The organism is Lysinibacillus sp. BPa_S21, from assembly GCF_023337795.1.
Lineage (GTDB): Bacteria > Bacillota > Bacilli > Bacillales_A > Planococcaceae > Lysinibacillus.
In genome coordinates this window covers 1-26,463 of record NZ_JALIRS010000025.1, presented here as the reverse complement: position 1 = coordinate 26,463, position 26,463 = coordinate 1, and the positions used below count along the sequence as shown (strand labels likewise).

Annotated in this window: 19 protein-coding genes and 1 pseudogene; 7 read left to right on the top strand and 13 right to left on the bottom strand. The window is 38.1% G+C overall.

The window, feature by feature from the left end:
• Positions 1 to 307 (top strand): hypothetical protein (locus MOK21_RS23285; RefSeq protein WP_249076323.1); only part of this gene is annotated, 307 nt, incomplete at its 5' end.
• Here the strand turns inward: MOK21_RS23285 and MOK21_RS23280 are convergent.
• From MOK21_RS23280 to MOK21_RS23240, 10 genes and pseudogenes are all read right to left on the bottom strand, one after another.
• Positions 258 to 1,268 carry an acyltransferase family protein gene (locus MOK21_RS23280; protein WP_249076321.1) on the bottom strand — a complete coding sequence of 337 codons (1,011 nt, stop codon included), beginning with the start codon at positions 1,266 to 1,268 and terminating at the stop codon, positions 258 to 260. The genes MOK21_RS23285 and MOK21_RS23280 overlap by 50 nt on opposite strands.
• A 255-nt stretch (positions 1,269 to 1,523) precedes the next feature.
• A complete protein-coding gene (locus MOK21_RS23275) occupies positions 1,524 to 5,996 on the bottom strand; it encodes an endonuclease (RefSeq protein ID WP_249076319.1) in 4,473 nt (1,490 codons plus the stop codon).
• Positions 5,997 to 6,951: 955 nt separating this feature from the next.
• Positions 6,952 to 7,107 (bottom strand): hypothetical protein, encoded by a 156-nt coding sequence (locus MOK21_RS23270; RefSeq protein WP_249076317.1) that lies wholly within the window; start codon positions 7,105 to 7,107, stop codon positions 6,952 to 6,954.
• Positions 7,107 to 7,265, bottom strand: a complete 159-nt coding sequence (locus MOK21_RS23265) for a hypothetical protein (RefSeq protein WP_249076315.1) — start codon at positions 7,263 to 7,265, stop codon at positions 7,107 to 7,109. The genes MOK21_RS23270 and MOK21_RS23265 overlap by 1 nt, the downstream gene beginning before the upstream one ends.
• Positions 7,266 to 7,280: 15 nt before the next feature.
• Positions 7,281 to 7,547 (bottom strand): annotated as a pseudogene (locus tag MOK21_RS23960) (JAB domain-containing protein); the annotation flags it as partial.
• Positions 7,548 to 7,559: 12 nt separating this feature from the next.
• Complete coding sequence (locus MOK21_RS23955) at positions 7,560 to 7,742, bottom strand: hypothetical protein (RefSeq protein WP_308221956.1); 183 nt, start codon at positions 7,740 to 7,742, stop codon at positions 7,560 to 7,562.
• Positions 7,743 to 8,237: 495 nt separating this feature from the next.
• Positions 8,238 to 12,125, bottom strand: a complete 3,888-nt coding sequence (locus tag MOK21_RS23255) for an S-layer homology domain-containing protein (RefSeq protein WP_249076314.1) — start codon at positions 12,123 to 12,125, stop codon at positions 8,238 to 8,240.
• A 601-nt stretch (positions 12,126 to 12,726) separates the two neighbouring features.
• Entirely contained in the window at positions 12,727 to 13,443 is a 717-nt protein-coding gene (locus tag MOK21_RS23250) for a WecB/TagA/CpsF family glycosyltransferase (protein ID WP_249076313.1), read from the bottom strand.
• Entirely contained in the window at positions 13,440 to 14,711 is a 1,272-nt protein-coding gene (locus tag MOK21_RS23245; RefSeq protein ID WP_249076312.1) for a nucleotide sugar dehydrogenase, read from the bottom strand. Before MOK21_RS23245 ends, MOK21_RS23250 begins: the two co-directional genes overlap by 4 nt.
• A gap of 297 nt (positions 14,712 to 15,008) precedes the next feature.
• On the bottom strand, positions 15,009 to 15,965 hold the full coding sequence (locus MOK21_RS23240) for a nuclease-related domain-containing protein (protein WP_249076311.1): 957 nt from the start codon (positions 15,963 to 15,965) through the stop codon (positions 15,009 to 15,011).
• Between the two features lie 110 nt (positions 15,966 to 16,075).
• Here MOK21_RS23240 and MOK21_RS23235 point away from each other — a divergent pair, with 110 nt between their 5' ends.
• Both MOK21_RS23235 and MOK21_RS23230 read left to right on the top strand, forming a co-directional pair.
• Entirely contained in the window at positions 16,076 to 16,747 is a 672-nt protein-coding gene (locus MOK21_RS23235) for a hypothetical protein (RefSeq protein ID WP_249076310.1), read from the top strand.
• A gap of 2 nt (positions 16,748 to 16,749) precedes the next feature.
• The gene (locus tag MOK21_RS23230; protein WP_249076309.1) at positions 16,750 to 17,550 is read left to right on the top strand and encodes a hypothetical protein; all 801 of its coding nucleotides are present in this window, start codon (positions 16,750 to 16,752) and stop codon (positions 17,548 to 17,550) included.
• A 14-nt stretch (positions 17,551 to 17,564) separates the two neighbouring features.
• Here the strand turns inward: MOK21_RS23230 and MOK21_RS23225 are convergent, their stop codons facing one another.
• Positions 17,565 to 18,407, bottom strand: coding sequence for a flagellin N-terminal helical domain-containing protein (locus MOK21_RS23225; protein ID WP_249076324.1), 843 nt, complete (start codon positions 18,405 to 18,407; stop codon positions 17,565 to 17,567).
• 197 nt (positions 18,408 to 18,604) lie between these two features.
• Complete coding sequence (locus MOK21_RS23220; RefSeq protein ID WP_249076308.1) at positions 18,605 to 19,078, bottom strand: IDEAL domain-containing protein; 474 nt, start codon at positions 19,076 to 19,078, stop codon at positions 18,605 to 18,607.
• Positions 19,079 to 19,276: 198 nt separating this feature from the next.
• Here MOK21_RS23220 and MOK21_RS23215 point away from each other — a divergent pair, with 198 nt between their 5' ends.
• Positions 19,277 to 20,851: a hypothetical protein gene (locus MOK21_RS23215; RefSeq protein ID WP_249076306.1), complete on the top strand. Its 1,575-nt coding sequence runs from the start codon at positions 19,277 to 19,279 to the stop codon at positions 20,849 to 20,851.
• Positions 20,848 to 23,610 (top strand): DEAD/DEAH box helicase, encoded by a 2,763-nt coding sequence (locus tag MOK21_RS23210; protein WP_249076305.1) that lies wholly within the window; start codon positions 20,848 to 20,850, stop codon positions 23,608 to 23,610. The genes MOK21_RS23215 and MOK21_RS23210 overlap by 4 nt, the downstream gene beginning before the upstream one ends.
• Before the next feature lie 261 nt (positions 23,611 to 23,871).
• On the opposite strand, the gene MOK21_RS23205 is transcribed toward MOK21_RS23210, so the two are convergent.
• Positions 23,872 to 24,294 carry a single-stranded DNA-binding protein gene (locus tag MOK21_RS23205; RefSeq protein WP_249076304.1) on the bottom strand — a complete coding sequence of 141 codons (423 nt, stop codon included), beginning with the start codon at positions 24,292 to 24,294 and terminating at the stop codon, positions 23,872 to 23,874.
• 303 nt (positions 24,295 to 24,597) lie between these two features.
• On the opposite strand from MOK21_RS23205, the gene MOK21_RS23200 reads away from it, so the two are divergent.
• Both MOK21_RS23200 and MOK21_RS23195 read left to right on the top strand, forming a co-directional pair.
• Complete coding sequence (locus MOK21_RS23200; RefSeq protein ID WP_249076303.1) at positions 24,598 to 25,023, top strand: YwpF-like family protein; 426 nt, start codon at positions 24,598 to 24,600, stop codon at positions 25,021 to 25,023.
• A 101-nt stretch (positions 25,024 to 25,124) separates the two neighbouring features.
• Complete coding sequence (locus tag MOK21_RS23195; RefSeq protein WP_249076302.1) at positions 25,125 to 26,105, top strand: NERD domain-containing protein; 981 nt, start codon at positions 25,125 to 25,127, stop codon at positions 26,103 to 26,105.
• Positions 26,106 to 26,463: the final 358 nt, after the last annotated feature.

Sequence of the window (26,463 nt, the reverse complement as noted above, 5' to 3'; positions counted from 1 at the left end):
TTGTTTTACCTTTTGCGGCGCTACTCTTACTGTTGCCGGCGTTGTTTCTACCTTTTGCGGCGCATCTCATTATTTTGCCGGCGTTGTTTTATCTTTTGCGGCGCTAATCATCATATTGCCGGCGATGTTTCTACCTTTTGCGGCGCTACTCACAGTGTTGCCGGCGGTATTTCTATCTTTAGCGGCGCAACCACCCGCTTGCTACCGGCAATACAAAAAAACAGTGATTTCTTTAATGAAAGAAATCACTGCTTTTCTTATGCAGTACGAGGACGTTTTTTTATTTTTCCAACTACCCATTGACTAAATGGAAGCATCGAAATCAGCTTCGTCACCGTAATACAAACGACTAGTGTCCACAGCATTAGCAATGGTACTCTGACGAGCGTACTATTAAAATGGTCCACAAACCAGCCTGTTGATAGACGCAGTACTTCCCAATGAATGAGATAGATCATAAACGCATATCGGCTTATTAGTTGAACCGTTCTCGTATAAGGTATTAACTGTCCCCAGGCAATGACCAACAGGGTAATGCTTATTACAAGCGGTATTAAATCCAGTCGTCTCGAATGCGTCTCAGTATAACCAAGTAGCAGACGGATGTATAAAAAGACACCAGATAACACGAACAACACAATCGTCGCGTAACGATACTTTTTCGCAAGCGCAGCAATCTGCGTATAATACACACCTATCGCATAGGCTATGGCAAAATAACCAAGCCAACCCGTAAAGAGTAAACGAAACAGAAGTTCATTATCTTGAAAGTATGGATATGGCAATAAAATCACTGAATGATGAATAAAAGAAATCAGTACACATAACGGTAAAAACCAAGCCATAGACCATTTAAATCGTTTCATCAACACAAAAACTGCATATAGCTGCAAAATAACTACAACAAACCAGCCTACAAACTCACCATAAACGACATTATTAACAAACTTGTCCCATATTAAGCCATTGTGGTTCGTTAACTCTACAATAATCGAATCTATCATTGCCCACGCTAAAAAAGGTAGAAAAATATATTGAATTCTATTCGACCAAAAGTTACTCGGTATTCTATCCTGATACCGATTCGCTAAAATTAAAATAGACAATAAAATAAACGTCGGTGTCGCATAACATAGCGCAATCCGTAAAAACTGATAGATTGTCTGCTCCGGCTGTATACCTATCGTCATAATGATCCATGAAGAAGTGTGTAATAATAAAATAGACAAACACGCAACCACACGTAGTAAATCCCACTCTTTAATCACTTTAACATTCTCCTATTACTTTTTATATCTCTAATAAGTCTGTCACAATTTATAGATGAATGCAAATGGTGATACATGTAAAATAGATACATTGAATAGAAAATGGGTGAAATGAAATAAACATATAATAGAAGATAGGTGAAATGAAATAGTAGAATGTGAGCAGCAACAAGCTGTTTTTTGGAAGCAAAATCAGCCAAACCACAAACGCCACTTCAACTTAAACGTTGAAGTGGCGTTTTGAGTACAGACATATTACCAAATCTTCTCGACCCATTCTGGATGGTCGATAAATGGATTTCGATTGCCTTGGATTTCGTAAATTCTTTCATTTCTTTGTTTTTCATATGCATCTACAGGATCTTGTTTGTGCCATTGTAGAAGAACAGAAAGTTTACCGTGATACGGAGCTGATCCATTATTAACTCGGTCATTTAATTCTAGATCAACCTTATCGCCAGCCTCATAACGAGTGGCCATATAAAATAGAATACGTGCGATATCGCCTTTTACGCTATTCGGTGGTTCGAATGAATCTGCGTCTTTCAGGCAGCCGTTACAGCCAGCCACTGGACTGCCACCATTGTCGAAGTCTAAATTTCCTCTTGCGCTATTCACTTGTACATCGGCGGGGCGTAAGTGGTGGATATCTGTTCCTGGTCCTTTACTTGTTCCAAAGTTACCATGTGATTTTGCCCATGTGTGCTCTCGGTTCCAGTTCCCTACATTGCCGCCACTGTTTGTTTTTGGACTAGATTTCCCCGTGTACAGTAAAATGACATTACTCGAATTACTAGGATCTTCATCCGTATACTTTAATGCATCCCAAACCTCATCATAAGAAAGGACCTTTTGTTCAGAAATAATATCATGCAGAACTGTTTTTAATGCTTGACCTTCCTTATTATAGGCACCTGCATAATAATCATTTGCACTAACGGTAACGCTGAAATTTGTCGTGACACTTTTTTTGCCGTCAGATGCTGTGACGCCAACAATATGACTACCCTCATCTAAATTGAGTGTTAATACCTTTCCATTTATAATTCCTTTTGTAGCAGTAAATGAAAGTTCATCACCATCAGGATCAGAAAAATGATCGGTTAAATCAATTTGTATGTCCTCTCCAACAGCAGCCGTTTTGTTTGGAATTGGATTTTTAACGATTGGTTGTTTATTTTCAGATGGTAAAGAAGGATCCACAATGGGATCCCCTTTTGAATTGGTAAATTTAATTTGCTTAGGTGATGCACCTTTTTTATAGATGATTGATTGAATATCTATATTTTCAGCGCCTCTTATTTCACTGACATTTGTACCTTCAATCGTGATTGATTTCACGGCAGTGCCTTTTAAGTCGATAATCATCCCTGCTTTAACTGGACTAAAGGTAACATCCGTCGTCTTAAAGCCTTCTCCATGTAGCTCCACATAGGCACCTTTTAGGAATACACCTTTTGGAATAACCGATTGAGCATCTAAATGCAGTGCGATACTCGGTTTGTTTATTGTCAATTTGTTCTTTTTGAAGTTCTTATAGTCATAAACGATTTCAGGCTGAATCGGTTCAACAGTTGAGCCTTTATTCACGTCGATTTGAACCATTACAGGATCATGGTCACTTGCACGACCAGCCATGTCCGTGAAATCAGCATTAATATGAAGGATATCAATAGCCGTTTTGTTTGTTAGATTGTTTGACACTAAAATATGGTCTAATACTTGTGAATTCCCCTGATAAACATATGTGTAACGATCAGAAGCTTCCACTTTATGAATCATATCTGTCATCAATTGACCTTCATGGATTTTAAGGGCATCCGAAAATTGGAAATCATTAAAATCACCTAAAGAAACAATGTTGGCATCTGGATTTTTCGATGTCACGTCTTCCACAAAGTTATAGACAATGTTGGCAATTTTTTTACGTTGCACTTCACTTCCATATTTCGGAGGCTGAATGGAACCAAATAAAGGTGTATCTCCATTTTTAGAATTCCAATGGTTTGCGATGACAATGACATCTTCACCTTGGAATTCAAATTGTGCCGCTAAAGGTTTGCGGCTATTTTTAAATGCTTCATTTTCCGGATCAATACGACCAGGGTTCAATGTTAATTTTCCATCTTTATAACCTACAGCTGTTGTAGCATCTCCTGACGGAATACCTTCCTTCAACTTCACTCGCTCAGGATTATAAAGGAAGCCAACTCGAATATTCGCATCTGGTGCGCCACCGTCTTGATTGTTAATGGGATCGATATTCACATACTGATACTCGACACCGCCTACACCTTTAATAGCGTCAATTAATCGTTGATAACTTTGATCCGCTTTTGAATCACCTGCAGATGGCCCGTTATTATCCTGCACCTCTGTTACGCCGACAATATCAGGACTACCCATATCAACAGCAATGGCTCTTGCTAGTTTTCTCGCTTTATCATCAGTTGTAGAAGTTTTGTTATTCGAGAAGTTTTCCAAATTATAAGAAGCAATGGTTACCTTATCTTGTGCCTTCTCTATTTTTGTTGTCTCTGGAGATGTAGCTCCCTTTTCATGGGCTGCTTTCATCTCATCTAAAGAAGCATAGATTTTAAAGTTTTGATAGGAATAGCCTACGATTCCCGTAATTGGCCCTTTAAACTTATCGCCTGTAGCAACCTCAAAATCACGTGCAGCTCCATTCGGTTCTAAGCGGAACTGAATTCTGTTTGGATTGGCATTGTCTTTCTCGTACAATACCCCACCGTGAATAGTGTCTGTTGGTTCATCCTCCAGTACTGTTACTAAATCTCCATGATCCTGTGGTCCTACAGCTTTCACGTTGCCAACTTCTACTCTCATCCCTTCGAGACTTTCCCAAAAATCAATAGCGTCGATAGTTGGATTAAAAATTTCAAGCTGATCACTGTCAATCTCACTAAAGGACATTTTTAACTTATCAATTTCGATTGCTTTTGGTAACGCGACACTACTTTTAAGAACTTCTACTTTTCCATCTTGATCGTCACGCACATTAATTTGCGTTGTTTTTAAATCTGTTTGTTGTCGATCATCATAGCCATCGTAAGCATATTCGCTTACTTTACCTTTAACAGATACTAAATCTCCTACCTTTATTGGCCATTGTTTCTTTCCACTGTAGAGGAAAATTCCTTCAGAAGTATTCGGATCATCATCAGCCAATTCATCTGGCGTTTGAATCGTATAATACCAATTATTATTTAATGAAAACGAATACGTGACGATGCCTTCAATTCCTTCCACTGTCTGACCATCAAATGTAGTAGCATGCCCCGCACCTTGAATATCATGAATTTGTAATTTATCTGTAATCGTATATTCATACGTCGTTACTTCACTTAACGTACCATCTTTCGCTTTGACAATTGCCTTTACTGTAGTATCTTTAGTAATTTCTATTGGCTTCTCATATTTAGAACTTTTATCCGTTGGCTCCGTGCCATCTACTGTGTAATAAATTTCTGCATCTGCCGTTGATGTTGATAATGTAACTGTTGTATTTCCAACAAACGTTCCACTTCCAGGAGATGCACTAGCAGGCTTTAATACTGAACTGTCCACTACGATATCTGCTTTTGATCGAGGAATCAATTGGTAGTCATTATCGAACTGTTGCACAATACCAGTGATAGATTCATAGTTTGTACCGACCGTTAAGTCAAGCGAATTTGTCTCATCTCGCACGAGGAATTTCGTTCCGTCACTGGCAGTAAAGTTTGCCCATCCAGCCCCTTGTTGAACATCTGTGAGCGTAACATTTTTCACTGTTACGAGCTGTGATTCGCGATCTTCATTTACTTGAGCACCTGTTACGATCTTTGGAGAAGGTGCACCGACATTTTCCACTTTTTCAACGATTGTAGCACTATCTAATTGAAGTAACCCGCGATAATCAGCTAATTTACCTTTTAACGTAACCTCATCACCGATAGACATTGCTAGACTAGTAGGTCTTACAGCAATACCACCTGTTTCGTCTTGGACCGAAAACGTATTTTTCAAGCCCGCTGCAACTCTACCTTTAATCGTTACCGTTTCACCGACACCCTTATTGCGAGCTTCTCCAATTGAGAGAACTGACGGTACTTCAGGATCAACAGGTCCACCTGAAGTATCCATTACGTGTTGCCCTAAATTAGAAAAATAATCTATAGGAAATGAAGTCCATTCTAACGCAGCGTTAAACGGATCATCAATTGTTGTATCACCCGACAAAACTGAACTTTTTCTTACCAAAGTTACATCTTTCGCAAAATCCGCGGAAGAACCAACTTGTCCAATGGAATCAACTACTTCACCAGATTTTCTTAATACAACTGGATCATTTCCATTGAAATTAATAACAGTTGAGCTTTCCAAATTTCCTTTTGCTTTAATGTCAGGCTTTGCATCCTTATGATAAACAACATAGGTAGCTCCATTTTCTAGCATACCTGTCAAACTCACTTTATTTTTCGCAGTGGCTTCGCCGTTCGTATGAAGTTCTAACGTATAATGACTTAAATCAACAGCGGCCCCTGTTCCATTATATATTTCAATGGCTTTATTGAAGGAACTCCCCTCAATATACTCTGAAATGATTAAATCCTTTGCTAAAGATTCAGCTTTTGCAGTGATGGGTGCTACTGGTGCAACCACACTTGCGACTAGGGTTGTTGCTAAAAAGGTATTTAAAGGCTTCTTCCAATTATTCTTTGACAAGTAAATTCCCCTTTCAAATTTAGGAAAGTTAGTTTTTTAAATTACAAAGTCTTCTTAAAAGTAGACTTCGCAAAAAATGATAGAATTGTTTCTTCATTAACTGTCATTCTATTTCATTTAACTTGTTTACTATCTAGTACTGAAAGATATAGATTCACTTCTACTTTCGCCCTAACCTCCTTCACTGCTACCATGCTATGTGCGTCGTGAGCATGCATTGTCGACAACGTAAGCCTATCTTTGCATTCCCACAGGAAGCCTTCTATCTAAGCTTTCGGTGGGCCTACACCCTACAGGCGGCTTTCATGGCATACGCATGTCATCCATTGTCGAACGATACAAAACATATTTCCCCACTACATATATATGTAAGCATATTATTATTAATACCATATTAATTATATAACTAATTATTGTTATTAATAGTATATTTTGTGTAAATTATTATTATTTTTATATTGAAATTTAATAGATTTTTAGATTTATCCACGAAATTATTACATACTAAATGATAGTTTTAAAAATCCCATCACAAACAACATTTTCAAATCGGAACTACTCACGATAGTTATATAATAATGTCGTCTGTTTTTAGGCACGCAAAAATAGCACATGCTATGTGTCGCATTCACTTCTCTTTTTCTATGTTATTGGCATCTACTAATGCCGTGAGTTTATCATTAGAAATGTAGTGAGTTTTATTAATATACTCATTTAATCGAGCTTATTAGCGATAACCAATTTTTCTAAATAGGCAATGTAATGACGGATGATACCTCTAAGTTTTTCATCCTGTATTCGATTGACCAAGTAAAGTATTTCATTTACTTCTATCGTTACATCTTCTAAAATCTAAAATGGTTCGAGTAGTTCAGATATAAATTCACAGTAATAACCGACGACATTCTTTTCTCTGTAGTAGGTATCACCATTCACTTGTATTTTCGCATATTTTCTAACGTACATCTTCACTTCCCCCAAAAACATCGATAATTATTTCACCATTTACTAAACAAACTTCATACGCTGGTAATCCGATTTCATCACGGGACACAGATAAATATAGATAATAATCACCTTCTGCATCTGTATAATCTACTGAAGTTGTCATTATAGGCTCTGGTAATGGTGCAGTATTTCTGTCGGGATTAGTGTTTCATCGATTTCCTCTTTCTCAAATAATAGTGATTCGTAACCTACTTCGTCTATTGAGATTGTCGTTCCTATTAACTTATTCATTCCTTCTATAAAACGTTGTAATGCTTCCATCAGCTCAACCTCCCTTTACTTCAAATATCCCGATTCTTTTAGTGAACGTAAAGAATTGGATGTCCAAATCAAGTGATCCAAAACATCAATGCCGATGATTTTACCTGCTTCAACCAGCCTTTCCGTTACTTCTATGTCTTCAGGTGATGGTGTAGTGTCATCGGATGGATGATTGTGAAATGCTAGGATACTTGCACCGTTGGAGAGGATGGCTGCTTTCATGACATCTCTAGAATGAACGATATTTGCATTGATGGAGCCAATGTGAACGACTTGAAAACAATTGACTTCATTTTATGTCCTTAACCAAGCAATAGCAAACACCTCCCTGTCACTATCTCCGACTAAGTCTTGAAAGATTTTATAGGCATCATGCGGTGACCGAATACGCCTTTCTTTGTAAAGCATCATTTTCTCTCGAACTAGCTTCACCTGTACAATATCTACTCGTTTTGCAGGTACATGATTTTTTTCCATATGAATTTCTCCTTAAAATGAAAAAGCCTTTACTCCTGTAGAAGAAGTAAAGGCTCATATTTTTTGTATCAATAATATATTAACTGTTTAAAGAGTGTGTTATTACGGTTATGACTAACCCCAAAAAATAATTGCTTATCCAATACTTGTCGTCTTTAGTTTTCTAACATCCTAATCTTTTTTCACTCAAAATAGCATATACCCAATCTAACACAAAGAAATAAATACGGAACCTTATCTAAAATCAGAATTAGATACTAGAGAGCTGCTAACCTCTCTATTTCAAAAGCTACATATGTAGTAAAGGGGGGTCTTATATTGTAAGATTCTGTGATATCTAAGACTATTGAGTAAGAATAGAGAGTATTCCTATTAAATGGAGTATAACAATAAAAAAACACCCAATGTGAAATGCCCATAATATAGAGCATACACATCGGGTGTTTTTCAGCTTATTTCACTAGTACAGGACTAGTTTATAAAGCAACGTTATTATTAGTTACCAGAAGTATTTCCTGTTTCAGTATTTCCTGTTTCAGGTTTTTCATACTTTTTAATAGCTCCGATAGTAATTTTACCATCAGCATCTACTGTAACAGCGATTGTTGCTTCATTATTATCTTTATCTTTAACAGAAATTGTAGCTGCTCCTGCTTTAACTGAAGTGATTGCAATTTTAGCTTCTTTGATTTCTACAGTTGCAATATTATTGTCAGAAGATGCAACAGTACCACCAACTAGTCCTAAAATCTCTACTGTATTTGCAATAGAATCATTAGTTGTTACTTTAAACTCAACTTTTGAACCAGGTTTTTGTGCTTTTTCATAAGTGCTCACTGCTAAAGCTAATGCAGCTTTCGCATCTTTTAATTCAGTAGTTGTTGCTTTTTCATTTTCTAATACTTTTGTAGCTTTAGTTACTTCAGCTTCTAATGCAGTTTTTGCTTCAGCTGTAGTCCATTTTTCAGTTGTTGGTACATCTGCACCATCAGTTGTTGAAGTTGCAACATATTTTACAGCTTTAATAGCGTCTTTAAGTTCTGTTTTTGCAACTGCTAAATCGCCTTGAGGATCAACTACTTCTTTGATTTTCACATCGTCGCCTTTTGTGAAATCAATTGTGCTCTTAGCTTTAATTACTTTTTCAACTGTACCTTCACCAGTGATAGAAGCTCCAGTAGCTAATAGATTTAATTCTTTAATAACAGACTTAGCATCTAAATCAATGTGTTCAGCAAACGCTAAGTTTACTACATCTAATTTAGAATCTTTTAATGTTAAAGTATTGCCATCACCATAGTTATGGTTGAATGTTCCATTGTGAGTGAAAGTATCGAAACCGAAGTCATTCACATTTTTACCAGTTGAAATAGTACCGTTTACAATACCATTTTTCAATACTACATTATCGCTATTCACGATTAACTCTTTAAGAGTAAGTTCTTTACCACCGAAGTCGTATACTTTCTCATCTGAAGTACGATCGTCTGAGATTGTTATAGTAGCATTTTTAGAAAGTACAATGTCAGAATCTAAGTTTAAGTTATCAAATTTAGCTTTTGTAGTATCTGTTTTTTGTGTGAAGTTTAGTTCTTGACCTGGTTTTAATTTACCTTCAAAAGTAGCTTCAGATACACCAGTACCAGCAAGCCATAATTCTTCAGCAGCATATTTTAATTCATAAACCTGTTCACCTTTAGAATTAGTTAATAAGATGCGGTTATTTTTTGTATCTACTGCAAGTACTTTACCTCTTACTGATTGACCAGCTTCAATACCTTCATTATTTAGCTTATTGAATGTTACCTTAGCACTGCTTGCTGCAAATGAACCAGCAGAAGCTGTAACTGATACTTGTGTACCATTCGCTGCATCAACTAAGATAGATGCTTTTGAACCTGTAGATTTTACTGCATAAGTGCGTGTTGAACCTTGGTTAACAGTATCTGGTAAAGAGCTAGTGCCATAACCACCAGTTACAAGAGTACCTGTGCCTAATTTCACATTAGCTACATTACTTGTAGCAGACACTGAGAATGTTACTGTGAATGAATCTTTAGTTTCATACTCATTGTCATTTTGGTCAACAGTTGAGTAAACAAGTTCTGTTTCTTCATGTACTACAACATTGCTTTCAGCTTCATCATCTACTAATAATTTAGCTTTTTCAACTTTAGCGTCGCCGAAGTATACGATTTCACCAGCTGTTTGTAAATCATTAGCATCTAAACCAGTTTTGTCACCAGTTTCAGTGAAGATTGTTGGTGTTGCATATGCATCTTTTTCACCTAGTAATTTGAATGAAATTTGACCGTTTTTATCAGTTAGTAAAGAATATTCAAAGCGGTTATCAGCTGTGTTAGCAGCAACTTTAACAACTTTTTTAGCATTCATATCATATAGGTAAACTTCTGCTAATTTGTTATCTTTGTTTTGAGCTGTACCATAAGCTACAGATACTTTTACTGGAGTATTAGATACAACTGGTTTTCCATCTGGATTTTTCAAAGTAGCTTTGTAAGTACGACCACCTGTATTTGATGGTAATGATTTTACAGCTGTGTTTTTATTTAATAGAGCTGTTAATGCAGTTGATTCTGCTGCACCTTTAATTGAAGCTGCGTTAGATACACCTAAATTATCTACAGTTAAACCTAAAGTTTGAGTTTTAGCAAATGTTACAGGTGCTGCTGCTGCAAATAATTCTGTTTCATCAAAACGTCCATAACTTGGGTCTGTATTTGTAGTGTTTTGGTACTGATCAACAAATACCATTGGAGTTACAGTAGCGTTTGAACCTGTTAGTGTGAAAGTAGTTTCACCTTTATCGTTTAAAGTTAATTGAACTACTTTATAACCACCAGAAACTTGATCTCCTGCTGAAGTTACATATTGTCCAGGGTAACCTAGGTTTACACCATTTGCATCTGTAACATTTACAGTTTTAATTGCTTTATCAGGTAAGATGTTTAAGTTTTCTTTAAAAGCAACATTAACTTTTTTGTTTGCTAAAGATGTTCCTGAGTTAACACCAGCTAATTTAACTTTATATTGTTTAGCTGCACCATTATTGATTGAGTTACCAGTTGCAACTTCAGTAATTGTTAAAGGTTGGATAGCTGCCCAATATACTTTAGCAAATGAACGTACTGTAGCTTTACCAGTTGCATAAGCCTGTACTTCATCAGCTGTAACTAATTCGTGAGCTGTAGAAGCGTAACGAGTATAAGTATATGTTGCTACACCATTTTCATCTGTTACTGCTTCAGCAACGATTGGTTGGTTTAATGAACTATTATTAACATTTGTATTATTGCCAGGGCTGTTAATAATGTTGAATGTTACAGGAATACCAGCTTTAGATTGACCTTCAGCAACAGTAACTTTTGCTTTTACAGTTACTTGGTTACCAAGAACGTTTTGTTGAGATTTCTCAACAACATCAATTGCAGTTGGAATTACAGCTTCGATACCTTTGAATTTACCGATTTCTTCAGCGTTAAGAGATACAGTGTACTCTTTGCCAGCTGTTTGAGGAGCAGTAGTTAAAACAACAACTTTTTTGTTTGATTGTTTTACAGCTGCGTTTTTAACTTCTAGATCTTTGATTTCGAAGTTAAGAGCTTGAATGTTTTCAACTTCTTCGTCAAATGTTACTTCAACAGTTGTGTTGTTGATAGCTTTTACAGAAGCATCAGTTGCTACGTCAATGTTGATTGTACGGTATAAGAATGAAGCGAATTGACCGCGAGTGATAGAGTTAGCTGGGTTGAATTTTTTACCTGGTAGGGTAGTTACATTTGTTAACTCAGCATATTCTAAAGCAGTGATAGCTTCACGTTGCTCAGCAGAGAAAGCTTTGTCTAGGTCAGCGATTTCGCTTGTGAATTTTTCAGCTTTGTATTCTTTTACTAGATCTAATCCATAGATTTCGTTGATAGCACGCACTAATACAACTGCCATTTGTTGACGTTGCATTTTTTGTGTGAAGTTTAAGTTGCCGTTTGAACCTTCGAATACGCCTGCTTCTTTAGAAAGAGCAGCATATTTTAATAGCTCTTTTTCAGCTGTTAATGGAAGGTCTTTGAAGTATTGTTTTGTTTCCCAGTCAGCTGGAGCTTCATAGCCTTCAGTTTCTAACCAACGGCCTAATAATTTTACTACTTGACCACGGTTTACATCTTGATTTGGTTTGAATGTGCCATCAGCGTATCCATTGATGATACCTGCTTCAGCTAAAGCGTTGATAGCTTCTTCGTGAGAACTACCCTTTACATCTGTGAATCCTGCCGCAGAAGCAACTGGTACGATTGCAGCAGCTACTAATGTAGCTGTAGCAGCCGTTGCTACGAATTTTTTGTATTTCTTTGGTTGGTTAGCCATTGAAAAATTTCCTCCTCTAAGTTCATAAATTATGTCTCTACTACAAATACATAGAAATGCAGTAAATAAACAACTACACATAAAAGTATAGTTTGATACCTAAAAGTTGTCAATCATATTTTGGAAATGTTTCTAATTCATTTCCGGAAAAACATGGGCATGCAACTCTCTTTTACCATTGTTATCTATTTAAGACGATTTTTCAAGTGTTTTTGCACATCTTTTCCAACAATAATATGGTAAACAAGCCTTAAATGTTCAATGTTTTTACAGAAATATCTAATTACGGGATGTAAATCCATTTTATAGGGTGTGAAAATTGGAAATCCTATTTGGTTATATGGAAATTGTAGGTGCTACATGTTTGAGGTGTTCCAGTGAAATGTTTGGAGAGATCTTTTGACAGTGCATGTATGTTTTTTAGGGGGAGAACTATTTTTAGACACGAAAAAAGCTCAAGCATCTAAATGCTTGAGCTTTTTTCGCTTGGGCTACCAACCGTTGTTTCCTTGCAGGGAATTCTATTATTTCATAGAGGAAATTCCTATACATTTACAGTCTAACACTTTCAATATAAAACAACAATACCAATTTTTAAAAATTATTGACGTTTCTGTCTTGCCACTTCCAATAAAAATAATGGAAGCGCAATTTGACGCTTGATACGCTTAGGTTCTTTCATTAAACGATAAAACCATTCAAGGCCAAATTTTTGGAAAATTTCAGGTGCACGTTTTACTGTTCCTGCAAGTACATCGAATGATCCGCCCACGCCTTGATAAATAGTTGGATGCAATTGATTGCGATTGGCATTAATCCAGTTTTCTTGCCTTGGACTTCCCATTGCTACAAAAAGTAAATCGGGTTGTGCTTCATTTATGCGGTCAATGACCTTCTGTTCGTCCTTTTCGTAGCCGTCCTGTGTGCCGACTATTTTAATAGAAGGAAATAATGATTCTAGCTTTGCTTTTGCCGCATCTGCCACACCCGGTTTTCCTCCGTAAAGGAAAATAGGCTTGCCACGTTTTGCCGCTTCTTCACAAAGCTTCATCATCATATCGACGCCTGTCACACGTTCACGGATTTGCCCTTTTTGAATTTTGGAAGCAAGGATCACACCAATGCCATCTGGAATTTGAAATTCTGCTTCGTTCAGCAGCTTCTTTAGAGCAGGGTCTTCTTTTGCCTTAATAATTTTCTCTGGATTGATGGCAACAACGAGCGCTTTTTGTTTTTTCTCAATACGCTCGAATGCCATCTCCATTAATTCATCGTAGCCTTCCGTATTGACATTGATGCCAAGTACTGTTTCTTTCATCGGTTCTTCGCATCTCCTAAAAGGTGGAACTGGAAGCCTGCTTCTTCCCATTTATCACGTTTTAAGCAGTTTTTCGTATCGAAGACGATTTTTGATTTTGCTGTGATTTCTGCAGCTTCTAATGCTTTAAATTCATTATGATCTGTTAGCACAACGATGATATCTGCATCTTTTGTCGCTTCTTCTAAGCTTTGTGTTTGTGTAGCATGTTTGTTTTCTTTAATGTGTGGATCATATGAAATAACTTCTAATCCAAGATTTTGTAACTCATCAATAACGATTGTAGATGGGCTTTCGCGCATGTCATCTACATTTCCTTTGAAGGCTAGTCCAAGAACAGCTACTTTGCCACCAGCAATTTTGTTTTGATTTAAAATGGCTTGTGTTTGTTGTGCTGTAAAGCTTGGCATACTATCATTCGTATTACGAGATAAATGAATAAGTTGTGCTGTTTCTCCACCTAGCTCCACTAGGAACCAAGGGTCAACCGCGATACAGTGACCACCTACACCAGGCCCTGGGAAGTGAACATTTACACGTGGGTGATAGTTCGCAAATTTAATCGCTTCCCAAATGTTGACGTCTAGCTTCTCTGCTAATTTTGCAAGCTCATTAGCAAATGCAATGTTGACATCACGATACGTGTTTTCCATTACTTTTACTAGCTCAGCTGTCGTTGCATCCGTCAGGTGAATTGTTCCATTCACAAATGTTTGATAAAGCTCTTTTGTCATTTGTGCAGACTTCTCATCAATCCCACCAACGATACGGTCGTTGTTCACTAACTCTTCAAAAATACGACCAGGAATCACACGCTCTGGTGAATGTGCTACAAATAAATCAACACCAAATTCAAGATTTGCCTTGATTAACTCTGGTAGCATAATGTGCTCTACCGTTTTCGGTGGTACTGTCGATTCAAGAATAACAAGATTCCCTTTTTTCACGTAAGGCACGATTGAAGCCGTAGCTTGACGTACATATTCTAAATTCGCTGTATTATCAGGATTAATCGGCGACGGAACAGCCACGATAAACACATCCGCTTCCTGTGGTGTCGTTGACGCCGTTAAGAAACCTTCATCAACCGCTTTGTTCAGGCGCTCCTGCAATCCATTTTCTTCAATATGAAGTTTTTTCTCTTGAATACTTTTTACTGCTGCTGGGTTTACGTCTACCCCATGTACTTTTATGCCGTGATTGGCAAACATTACAGCCGTTGGTAAACCGATGTAGCCAAGTCCAACGACACAAATTGATTTAGTCATTTCTCTATTCTTCCTTCCGTTTTCAAAAACGAGTAGTTATATGATATGTTCTATAAATGCGTGCTGCATTTTGTTCTGCATTATAGTATACATCTTTCAAGGGAAAGTGTGAATCAATTTGTTATTTTGAAGCTGTTTTCTGTGTCCGATTAGCGAATGTTTTGTCGGATAGCGGCGGATTAGAGCGTGTATATCAGCGATTTCTGTGATTTATCAGCGATTTTAATGATTTTATCAGCGATAAATCATGATTTATCAGCGATGTTTAGAAGTTTATCAGCGATAATGCTGGTTTTATCAGCGATTCACCAATAAACCAGACAATTGATACCTTGAATTTTTATTAGATCCATTCCGTGGTAACTGTAATTTTTGTACTATACGTTTAGCAACATGTTCGCTTTCAATCATCAAAAAATCCCGACATTCACGGTTAGTAATCGTCTCACCAACAAGCATATAATAATCTTTCAGCGACTGTATATGTGCATCGCGACATCGATGTTGACACATCTGGCAATGCCAACCTATTTTCAATTTTTGCATTCCAAACCTTCCACAGTTTTCACAATAAACACCCCGCTGCAAAGCTGAAGCATCAATTTGATAGTATGTGCAAAGCGGAAATGGCGTTCTGTGCTTCAAATGCGACAAAATGATATTTTTGATGTCTGCCATTGTTTTCGTCTCTTTGCTTGTCTCTAAGTGTTTATGTAGAAATATGGGCAGCTCTTTTGCCATGATAATTGGCAACCGTCCGTCCTCTCGATGAATATTTACATTATTAAAAGGAAACACAACGGCTCCATAAATAGGTATCGAAACCTGTTGGGTATTGAAGAAATGCTTCACACCTTGCATATACTGTTCAAGCTGAACTTCAGGATGCGTAAAAACGTGAACTTCTCCAGAATCCGATGTCCGAATGAGCTGGCGGGGATCATTTTTAAAATGTACAATTCCTCGAATATTTTTAATTTCCAAAAGAATGATAGCGTTGGGGACAATGAGTAAAATATCAATTTGCATGGGAAGAACAGAGGGAAGTGTTACATTGTGGAGAATGTAGCAATCATTGAGCAGTGCAATTTGCTGTAGTTCCTTCATAACATACTGCTCACCATAATCACCCGCTTCTTTATTTTTAAGTTCCTGCTGAAGCTGGTGATATTGCGGGTGCGTGGGCTGTAACCGATTCACAAGTGCTTGGAGTCCTGTAGTCAACGGGGATGGTGCGAAGGATTTTATGATCAATCCATTCTCTCCTTTTCTATTTAAATTTTGTTAGGTTTATAGCGGATTCAGGATCCTTTCAGCGATTATATCACATTTTGCAGAAGTTTTGTGATTTAATCAGCTATTTTTTGTATTTTGTCGGTGGTTGTTTTACTTTTATCAGCGATAATTCGAATTTTATCAGCGATTTACCTACTTTTATCAGCGATGTCTTCTTCTTTATCAGCGATTATTTCACTTTTATCAGCGATGGTCTCTGCTTTATCAGCGATTGTTTCACTTTTATCAGCGATGTTCTCTGCTTTATCAGCGATTGCACATTTTTATCAGCGATTTACCTACTTTTATCAGCGATGTCTTCTTCTTTATCAGCGATTGTTCCACTTTTATCAGCGATGGTCTCTTCTTTATCAGCGATTATTTCACTTTTATCAGCGATGTCCGCTTCTTTATCGGCGATTGTTTCACTTTTATCGGCGGTTCTCTCTTTATCAGCGATTTACCATTTTTATCAGCGATGTTTTCTTCTTTATCAGCGATTGTTCCACTTTTATCAGCGATGGTCTCTTCTTTATCAGCGATCTCCCACTTTTATCAGCGGTTCTCTCTTTATCAACGATTTACCTACTTTTATTAGCGATGTCTTCTTCTTTATCAGCGATTTACCATTTTTATCAGCGATGTTTTCTTCTTTATCAGCGATTGTTCCACTTTTATCAGCGATGGTCTCTTCTTTATCAGCGATCTCCCACTTTTATCAGCGGTTCTCTCTTTATCAACGATTTACCTACTTTTATTAGCGATGTCTTCTTCTTTATCAGCGATTTACCATTTTTATCAGCGATGTTTTCTTCTTTATCAGCGATTGTTCCACTTTTATCAGCGATGGTCTCTTCTTTATCAGCGATCTCCCACTTTTATCAGCGGTTCTCTCTTTATCAACGATTTACCTACTTTTATTAGCGATGTCTTCTTTATCAGCGATTGTTCCACTTTTATCAGCGATGGTCTCTTCTTTATCAGCGATTGTTTCACTTTTATCGGCGATGTCCGTTTCTTTATCGGCGATTGTTTCACTTTTATCAGCGGTTCTCTCTTTATCAACGATTTACCTACTTTTATCAGCGATTTCTTCTTCTTTATCAGCGATTATTTCACTTTTATCAGCGATGTTCTCTGCTTTATCAGCGATTGCACATTTTTATCAGCGGTTCTCTCTTTATCAGCGATTTACCTACTTTTATCAGCGATGTCCGCTTCTTTATCGGCGATTGTTTCACTTTTATCGGCGGTTCTCTCTTTATCAGCGATTTACCCACTTTTATCAGCGATGTCTTCTTCTTTATCAGCGATTGTTCCACTTTTATCAGCGATGTTCTCTCTTTATCAGCGATCCCCCATTTTTATCAGCGGTTCTCTCTTTATCAGCGATTTACCCACTTTTATCAGCGATGTTTTCTTCTTTATCAGCGATTGTTCCACTTTTATCAGCGATGTTCTCTCTTTATCAGCGATCTCCCACTTTTATCAGCGGTTCTCTCTTTATCAGCGATGGTCTCTTGCACATTTTTTCTCAGCGGCTTTCACTTTTTACGCCACGTAAAAAAGGAATCTCCTTTAGTATCGGGGATTCCTTCCACTTTCCAGTAGTTGTAGGATTGATTGTGCTTGTTGCATGTGCATTGCTAGTACGTATTGACTTGCTTGCATGAGGATTTGTGCTTTTACCATGTTCATCATTTCTTTGGCGATGTCGGCGTCGCGAATGCGGGATTCGGCGTCTTGTAAGTTTTCTGCTGTGTTTACGTTTGCATTATAGGCGTGTTCTAGGCGATTTTGGTAGGCACCTAGTCTTGAGCGCTCGCTTGATACACGTTTTAAGGCTTCGTCCATTGTGGAAATTGCGTGATTGGCATCGTCACGAGTGGCGATGGATGTCGTATCGTCCAAGCCAAGTGCTCCAGCCCCCATACCGTTAATAAACAGCTCGATGCTTTGACCTGCGTTGGCACCTGCCTGAATTTTAATACCGTTTGTAGCATAATCCCCATCTAGTAATGTCTTGGTGTTAAACTCAGTGTCTTTCGAGATGCGCTGAATTTCTTTTTTTAATTCTTGAAATTCCATATCGAGTTTCTCACGGTCACTATCTGTTAATGTATCGTTCGAGGCCTGTACTGCGAGCTCGCGCATGCGCTGAATCATATCATGTACTTCATTTAGTGCACCTTCAGCTGTTTGAACGAGTGAAATACCGTCTTGGATATTTTTTGCTGCCATGTTCAATCCGCGAATTTGCGCACGCATTTTTTCGGAAATCGCAAGTCCCGCTGGATCATCCGCAGCACTATTGATACGGTAACCTGAAGAAATTCGAAGCATTGCCTTGTTCATTGCACTGTAATGTCTATTCATATTATTTAAAATTGACAACCCCGTTGCTGACCATTTTCCAAACATCATTTCACCACCCCCTATTGTTGTTTATTTCGGTCTTTGTTCAATTCTTTTAAGTTTATTTTGGTAATTTAGTAGGTTGTATATAGTAATAAATTTTAATCCATTTCCAAATTTCAAACTTTAGACTCAATTACATATAAAAGCACCCGCTTTTCGTAATTGAAAAGTAGGTGCTTACTTATTGAAATACCGTGTATTCAATTTTCGAATCCTCCGAGTTGATGGTTCTTTTGTTGTAGTAATTCAAAAAAGAGCGCTTTATTATTATCTAGTAATGCCTGGTCGATTAAATGATCAATGTTTTTTTGCTCCAATTCAGTAATGAGTTGATCTACTTCCCCTACAGTCACTGAAGAAACAAGTGGTAACTGTGGTTTGGGAGTAGCGTTTTCAAGAATCGGTGCTAGATGCTCATGAACATTTGTAATTAATAATAATTGATATAATGGCAGTCGGATAAAACGATTTCCTTTTTGGAAAACAAATACTTCAGATATATTTTCAATTTGCTGTGTATTCAAGTTGATAATCATCTCTTTACCTTCGATGGGAATGAAATGGAAAATCTCATTCTCTTTTAAAATAGAGAAATATTGATAAGCAAACACGAGACGGAGTTTGTCTCCAGTGATTTTTGTGTAAAATGGTTTCATATATTGAACTTGCATCATCCTTCATCCCTCCCTATTTATCTGATTATTCAGATTTTAACACATATTAATTATCTTGTTAACTATCTTCTCCTTGATTTTTGTCTTTCAAATCATTCAGCTTATCATGTACGCATTTTAATCGTATAATGGAAGGACAGTCTTTTTTCCTTCATACTTTAATGCCCACTAGCTATACATTTTGAAAGGAGTGAGGTTATGGCATTGTCTATTGCCCAATTAGCTAAGGAACACCAAGAGTTTATCCTTACTAGAATACAGGAAGCTGAACAGGCGTTACATCCTTCCTCTACTGAAGACGAAGAGCTAGTGCGTCGTGCTGTTTTTTCAGTGCGCAATAAATCAGTTGTCTTTGAACGTTTTAATGGAGCGAGTTCTACATTATATGCAAGCGTACAGGATGTCAGACCTGCTTCTGTAGAAATTGATTTTGCCAATGAGGAGTTGCGCTGTAACTGTCCTCAGCTGAAATGGTGTAGACATCAGGTTGGCGCATTGCTTGCCCTTTATCAGTATTTTGATTCCGTACAAAATTGGTCAGGTGCTTGGCGCGCCCAAAAATCAGTGCAATTAAAATCATTGGCAGATGAACGGAGTCCAGAAAGCTGGCGATTGATGGTCAATGAAGTCATGAAACGTTTATTACCACCTGGACGTATTCTTGAAGGGTATGGTCTTTCCGCTATACGGACAGATGCATTGGAACGACTTCAACGGCATATGCCTTTCGAACGTGAGTGGCAGCCACTTTATAAGCTTTTCATGGAACTATCCATCTTTAATACAATATGGCGTCATTTAAATGAAACAAAAGGACATTCATTGGATTCTCCTTATATGAAATATTTTATTGATCAAAGTGTTCAATCATTGGAGGGTACACTGACCGAGCTAACTGGTCGATCACGTCTTTTTGCTACTGACCCATTTTATGATGCAATTCAGGAATTAGTGAGAGAGCTTTTATTAGAACGACAAGGCTTATTTGCTGATCGACTTCAAATATATATGTTGCTTTGGGCGGTGCTTTTTTATGAAAAGCCGCGTCGTGAACAGGAATTAGCACTTATAAATAACCTTGAAAATCCTTCAGCTGAGATTTCCTTGCAGTCATTAAAACTGCTATTTTATGTGCTGCTACAAAAAGAAAGTTTATTACTGGAAAGCATTGCACATATTGATGGACAACATATGCAGGATCTATTTGAGCTGGCTACTTTTGCAAAACGTGCTGGCGAATCACATGCACAGTCCATTATTTTACGCGCGATGCTACCATTTACCGAAGTCTTTTTACAGCAAACTGTGCCGGTTGTAAAACGTGCTCAATATGTAAAGCAATTTCAGCTTTTATACGAAGACATACAGCTTACAGAAGAACAGGAAGCAACCTTATATAGTGCATTTGGTGTTTATGGACTCCAACCGTTTTCGTTCTTTCTTATTAAAAAAGGACGTTATCGTGAATGGGCAGCCCTTCATCAGCTGAACCTCTCCTCTCTTTCTTATTTAGAAATGTGTGGATTAAAGGATGTGCTTCAGGTTGCGCCTGCAACAGTATTGCCTTTATATCATCTATATGCCATGACGGAAATTACACAAAAATCACGTATGAACTACAAGCAGGCTGTACGAATCTGGAAAAGTATGCGCAGTGCAGCAAAGCGTGCTGGTAAAACTGCTTATTTTGAGACATATATGCAAACAATTCGTGCAGAGTATAAACGACTTCGTGCATTACAGGAAGAAATTGAGAAAGGAAACTTAGTATGATGACTATGAATGCTCCTTCCCCGTTTTCAAAAAAATTACAGCTTCGTATTAATGCAGCACAGGAAGGATATTTTACGTTACAGGGATTTACTGCTGATGGTGCAGCAATGGAAACAGAATCACTCATTTCTTCATTATTTTTTAACTATGAAGTGAATGTCTATGGTTTATTAACCAATCGTTCAGAACTTACGATTGACGTTTCATCCTCTGAGCTCCTTGATATTTTTTCAAAGCGCTATGTGCATCCTTTTATTGAATGGCAAGGTGTGAACGCAGAAAGTCAGGTGTTGCTAGAAAAAGCGTCCGCTTTACAAACGTATTGGCAGGAGCCCTCGCTCTGGTCACACGCAGTTATTGCTGATGATTTTTCTACACTAACATTTCCTCTAGACGGGGTAGATACAGCTTTATTAGAAACAGCCGTACAGCAAAAACTGGCGCAAGCAGGTCTTGTACTGTCAGATTTACCAAAGCTAACGCCATTTTTCTTACGTGGGGGTTGGCCATTAGAGCAAGAACGACAGGCAGGAGCAGTTACTGTCTCCCTACGCTTAAGTGAGCCTGAGGAAGATTCAGAAGTATGGCTATTAGAAACAGTACTTAGTACGGCAACAGCCAAAAACTACTGGACGCCTGCTATGCGAAAGCAATCTCTGCCAATCGCTGACGCTCTACCGGCGAAGTGGCAATTGTATGCTGATGCTATTGAACAACAACAAGGACAAATTGTAGATCTTCTTTCTATTGAAGATTTACGTAGCGATATTTTCATCCGTGTGATGCTTGAAGATTTACAAGTTCGAGCATTTTTACGTGAGGATTTAGCAAGATTACAGGCACTCGGCTTTGATGTTGTATTGCCAGCTTGGCTTAAAGATTTGAAACAATCCAAAATGCGTGTTCGCGTAAGTACTGGCAATGTAGCGACAAAGAAGGTTGCTGGATTAGATGATATTTTAACGTTCAAATGGCAATTTTCTATGAATGGACAGTCCATTTCACCTGAACAATTTAAAAAGCTTGTGGATGAGAAACGTGAATTCATTCGCATTGGTACTGAATGGTTTCGAGTCGATGCGAACTGGATGCAAGAAATGCGTGCATTGATGCAGCAGGCAGAAGATGAAAGCTGGACTGTTCGTGAATTATTATTCCGTGAGCTACCAGAGGATTTATCCTTACCTCTTGAAGAAGAGGATGCCGATGATGCAATGCGAGATGACCCGCTTTTTGCATTCGAATTACAAAAATCGCTTAAATCCTATATGGAGCAGCTTCAGGAGAAAAAAGGACTTCCTACCGTACAGATTCCTACATCATTGCAGGCAGAATTACGTCCTTATCAGCATGAGGGCTTTGAATGGCTTGTCTTCATGCGCGAACAAGGCTTTGGTGCATGCCTAGCTGATGATATGGGTCTTGGTAAAACGGTTCAGCTTATTTCATATTTGCTTCATCTTTCTGAAACTACTGAGGATACAAAGCCATCCATCATCATTTGCCCTACGTCCGTACTAGGCAACTGGCAAAAGGAACTTGCGCGTTTTGCTCCTTCCTTGCGTGTGCATACGCATTATCAGGCAAATCGAGCAAAGGAGGATGCTTTTAAACAGCTTGTAGAAAGCGAAAAACCTCATGTGATTTTATCTACCTATGGCACGGTATCACAGGATGCTGAGTTTTTACAAGTTGTTGAATGGGCAACAGTTGTACTAGATGAAGCTCAAAATATTAAAAATATGCAAACGCTACAATCAAGAGCTATTCGTAAATTAAATGGTACACATCATATTGCTTTAACGGGTACACCTGTGGAAAACCGTTTATCGGAGCTATGGGCCATTTTCGACTTTATCCATAAAGGCTATTTAGGTAGCTTCGGTCGCTTTAATGAAGAATTTATTTTACCGATAGAACGAGATGAGTCTGAGTCACATAAACAGAAGTTACGTGCAAAAATTCAACCGTTTTTACTTCGCCGTACAAAACGTGACCCACACTTACAGCTTAACTTACCTGATAAACAAGAGTCTCATGAGTATTGCCCATTAACAACTGAGCAAGCATCTTTATACGAGGGATATATATTAGAGACGCTCGATCAGCTGGAGCAATTAACAGGCTTCCAAAAAAAGGGACGCGTCTTAAAAATGCTTAGTAAGTTAAAGCAATTATGTAATCATCCTGCCTTGTATTTAAAAGAACCTTTCGAGGATGCCGAATCCATGCTAACTCGTTCTACGAAATTAGAACGCATCGTGCAAATGGCTACAGAAATCGTGGACAACGGCGAGCAGTGCCTCATTTTCACCCAATATATTGGGATGGGGCAATTACTACAGCATTGTTTTAGTGAACTATATAATATTGATGCACCGTTCTTAACAGGTGCGATGCCTAAGCAGCAGCGTGACCGCTTAGTAGAGACTTTTCAGGCAGGAGATTTCCCAATATTTATCCTTTCCTTAAAAGCAGGTGGAACAGGGCTAAATTTAACAGCGGCAAATCATGTATTACACGCAGATCGCTGGTGGAATCCCGCCGTTGAAAATCAAGCAACTGACCGTGCCTATCGAATTGGCCAAACACAATTTGTGCAAGTGCATAAGTTTGTGACAATCGGTACTATCGAAGAGAAAATCGATAAAATGCTTGCCCAAAAATCTGCATTATCAGAAGAACTCATTCAATCAAGCCAATGGTTAACTGAGTTAGAAGATGACGAACTCCGTGATTTAATGAAGCTTGATTTTTAATGTTAAAAGCGCCAAGAGCCCAAGTGTTCTTGGCGCTTTTTTCAGTGGATCTTACTGTTACTTCTTCCCTACTTACTTCATATTTATATTTAGTTGTGTTTAAAAGGCTCATTGCTGTGCGGTCTTCAGCAATGAACTACGTTATGAAAGGTGTACATCATTCCTTTCTAAATTGATTACGGTGCAAGTATAGAAGGAGAATGGCGGATCAGACAACAACTTGTTACTTGTCACTTGCCCCGTATGTACCCTTTAGGACTGCTATATTACTGGTAATTGTACTTCTGCCTCAGGTAGCACAAAATCCTTTAAGCCTTCCTGCTCATCAGATTGCTTTGACGGTACTGTAGCCTCGTCACTATCCCTTGGCTTAAGCTGATAAAATCGGACATCTTCTACGACTACTTCTGTTATAAAAACCTTTGCGCTTTCTTCATTTACAAATGATCGTGATTGAATACGACCATTTGCCCCGATTAATGAGCCTTTCCCGCAATATTTGACGATATGCTCTGCAAGCCTTCCCCATACTGTACAGAGAATAAAGTCAGCATCCACTTCCCCACGGCTGTTTTTGTAATTGCGATTAATGGCTAACGAAAAATGTGCTTGCACGCGATTTCCAGATAAGTGTCGTAACACTGGATCCTTTGTTAACCTTCCGACCAGTCCGACTTGGTTCATCGATTCACCTCCTTTGCTTTGGATTGCTCTCATCTTACAAAAATTGATCCTGCGTTGGCAAAAGTCGATTTTTATCATTTCCCTTAGTTTTTAATCATAAATTGGATATATTGAAGCTTTTCCTTTTCAATTATTGAATAATTTTTCAGGCCGAATGCTTTTCGCTGTAATGACAAATGCTACTTGTTGAAATAGGCAATTTCGCTGTTTTTGCAGTTTGTGTGACAACACAGCATTAACCCTACAGAGCTAATTGAATATGTTATACTAAAAAAGATGACCGACTTAGGAGGATATTACATAATGAAAACATTTAAGATGCTTTCCTTTGACCTTGTCACAAAAGACGGCATGCAACCTTTCCCTTTAGTCGATGGAATTATTATTAACCAGGAAAATAGCCATCAATCTTGGATTCTTGAACTGTTTATGGATCAGCAATATCGTTCAACTTTTGATGAACTTTTAGCGAATGCTACTGTTTTTCATGTACGTGCAGTTATTTCATTTCCAGATAATGAGCCTGCCCCTTTCCAAGTTGTCGTACATACAGTTGAAGAAATTGGCGAGCACGTCTCTGTTCTTTTAAAAGGAACACTAAAGACAAAACGCTCGAAATATGCCGAACAATTACTTGCCGAGTTACTAGCTGAGGGTGTTACTTTAGAGAATCTATTGGACCGCTTCTCACACGATATGAAAGAACGACCAAAACTCAAAAATGATTGAACTTGAATTTAACGATGCAAAATCTGCATCGTTATTTTTTATTGGACAGGTAGAAATTTTAAGGTAAAATACGATGTAAAAATTATAGGAGGTAACTACACTTGCACATTGCTATTAGGGAAAAGCCTGTAAAATTATTGTGGCTTGAGGCTTTAAAGAGGCGGTTGTTCGAAGAGGATCCTGATTTTGGCTTTTATCATGAGCAATTTAGAAGATTGGATGCTGGCTTTGCTGGTGAGAAGAGAGTTGACCGTGAATGGCATGAATTAATATGTCCGTATACTTTTTCAGTGTTACATAATTTAATTCTGATAAATTCTGCACAGCATTCACATCAACTCGATACCCTTTTCATTTGCAGTCACTTTATGTTAATTGTTGAAATCAAGAATATTAACGGACGTCTAGATTTTGACGATTTTACTCATCAATGTATTCGAACGAAACCAAATGGAACTGTCGAAGGATTTCCCAATGCCATCACGCAGACCCAACGACATATGCAATTTCTTAAAGTTATTTTCCAAAACTATTCTCTTCCCATTGAGGGTGCGGTTATCATTTCGAATCCCTCTGCTATCATTGCTAGTCACCCAAATACAATTCCGATTTTCCATGTTTCAGGACTTCAAAAACATCTAAATTCCCTTTTTGAAAAATATACAAAAACCATTTTAAGCAATGAACAGTTAACGCAGATTACTCAACAACTTCTTACTAGAAATCAACCATCCAAAGTTCCGACTTCTATTGATCCATCACGATTTCGCCAAGGCGTGCTTTGTCCGAAATGCCAATACAAATCTCAAATGCATTATGCTCGCGGGATTTGGAGATGTTCGTCCTGTCAATATGCAAGCGAAGAAATATTTGCTGAAGCCCTACAAGATTATCGATACTTAGTAAAGCCGACGATTACCAACAAACAGTTACGTGAATTTTTCGATATTCCTTCCAGTGATGCAGCCAATCGCTTACTTAGAAAGTTTCAATTTCCCTATACAGGTTCTTATAAAAATCGTGTTTATCACTTACCCGAAAATTTAGTGGACTATATGAAGCCATTTTTCCGCTCTTCCTAGGGATTTCGTATGGATGAATACCCTTGCTTCGCGGGTATTTACTTGCTCCGCGGATATTCACCTTTGATTCGCGGGTATTTACCCTTACTCCGCGGGTATTTGCCCTTGCTCCGCGGGTATTTACTTGCTCCGCGGGTATTTGCCCTTGCTCCGCGGGTATTTACCCTTGTTTCGCGGGTATTTACTCTTGCTCCGCGGGTATTTACTTGCTCCGCGGGTATTTGCCCTTGTTTCGCGGGTATTTATCCTTACTCCGCGGGTATTTGCCCTTGTTTCGCGGGTATTCACCTTTGATTCGCGGGTATTCACCTTTGATTCGCGGGTATTTACTTGCTCCGCGGGTATTTGCCCTTGTTTC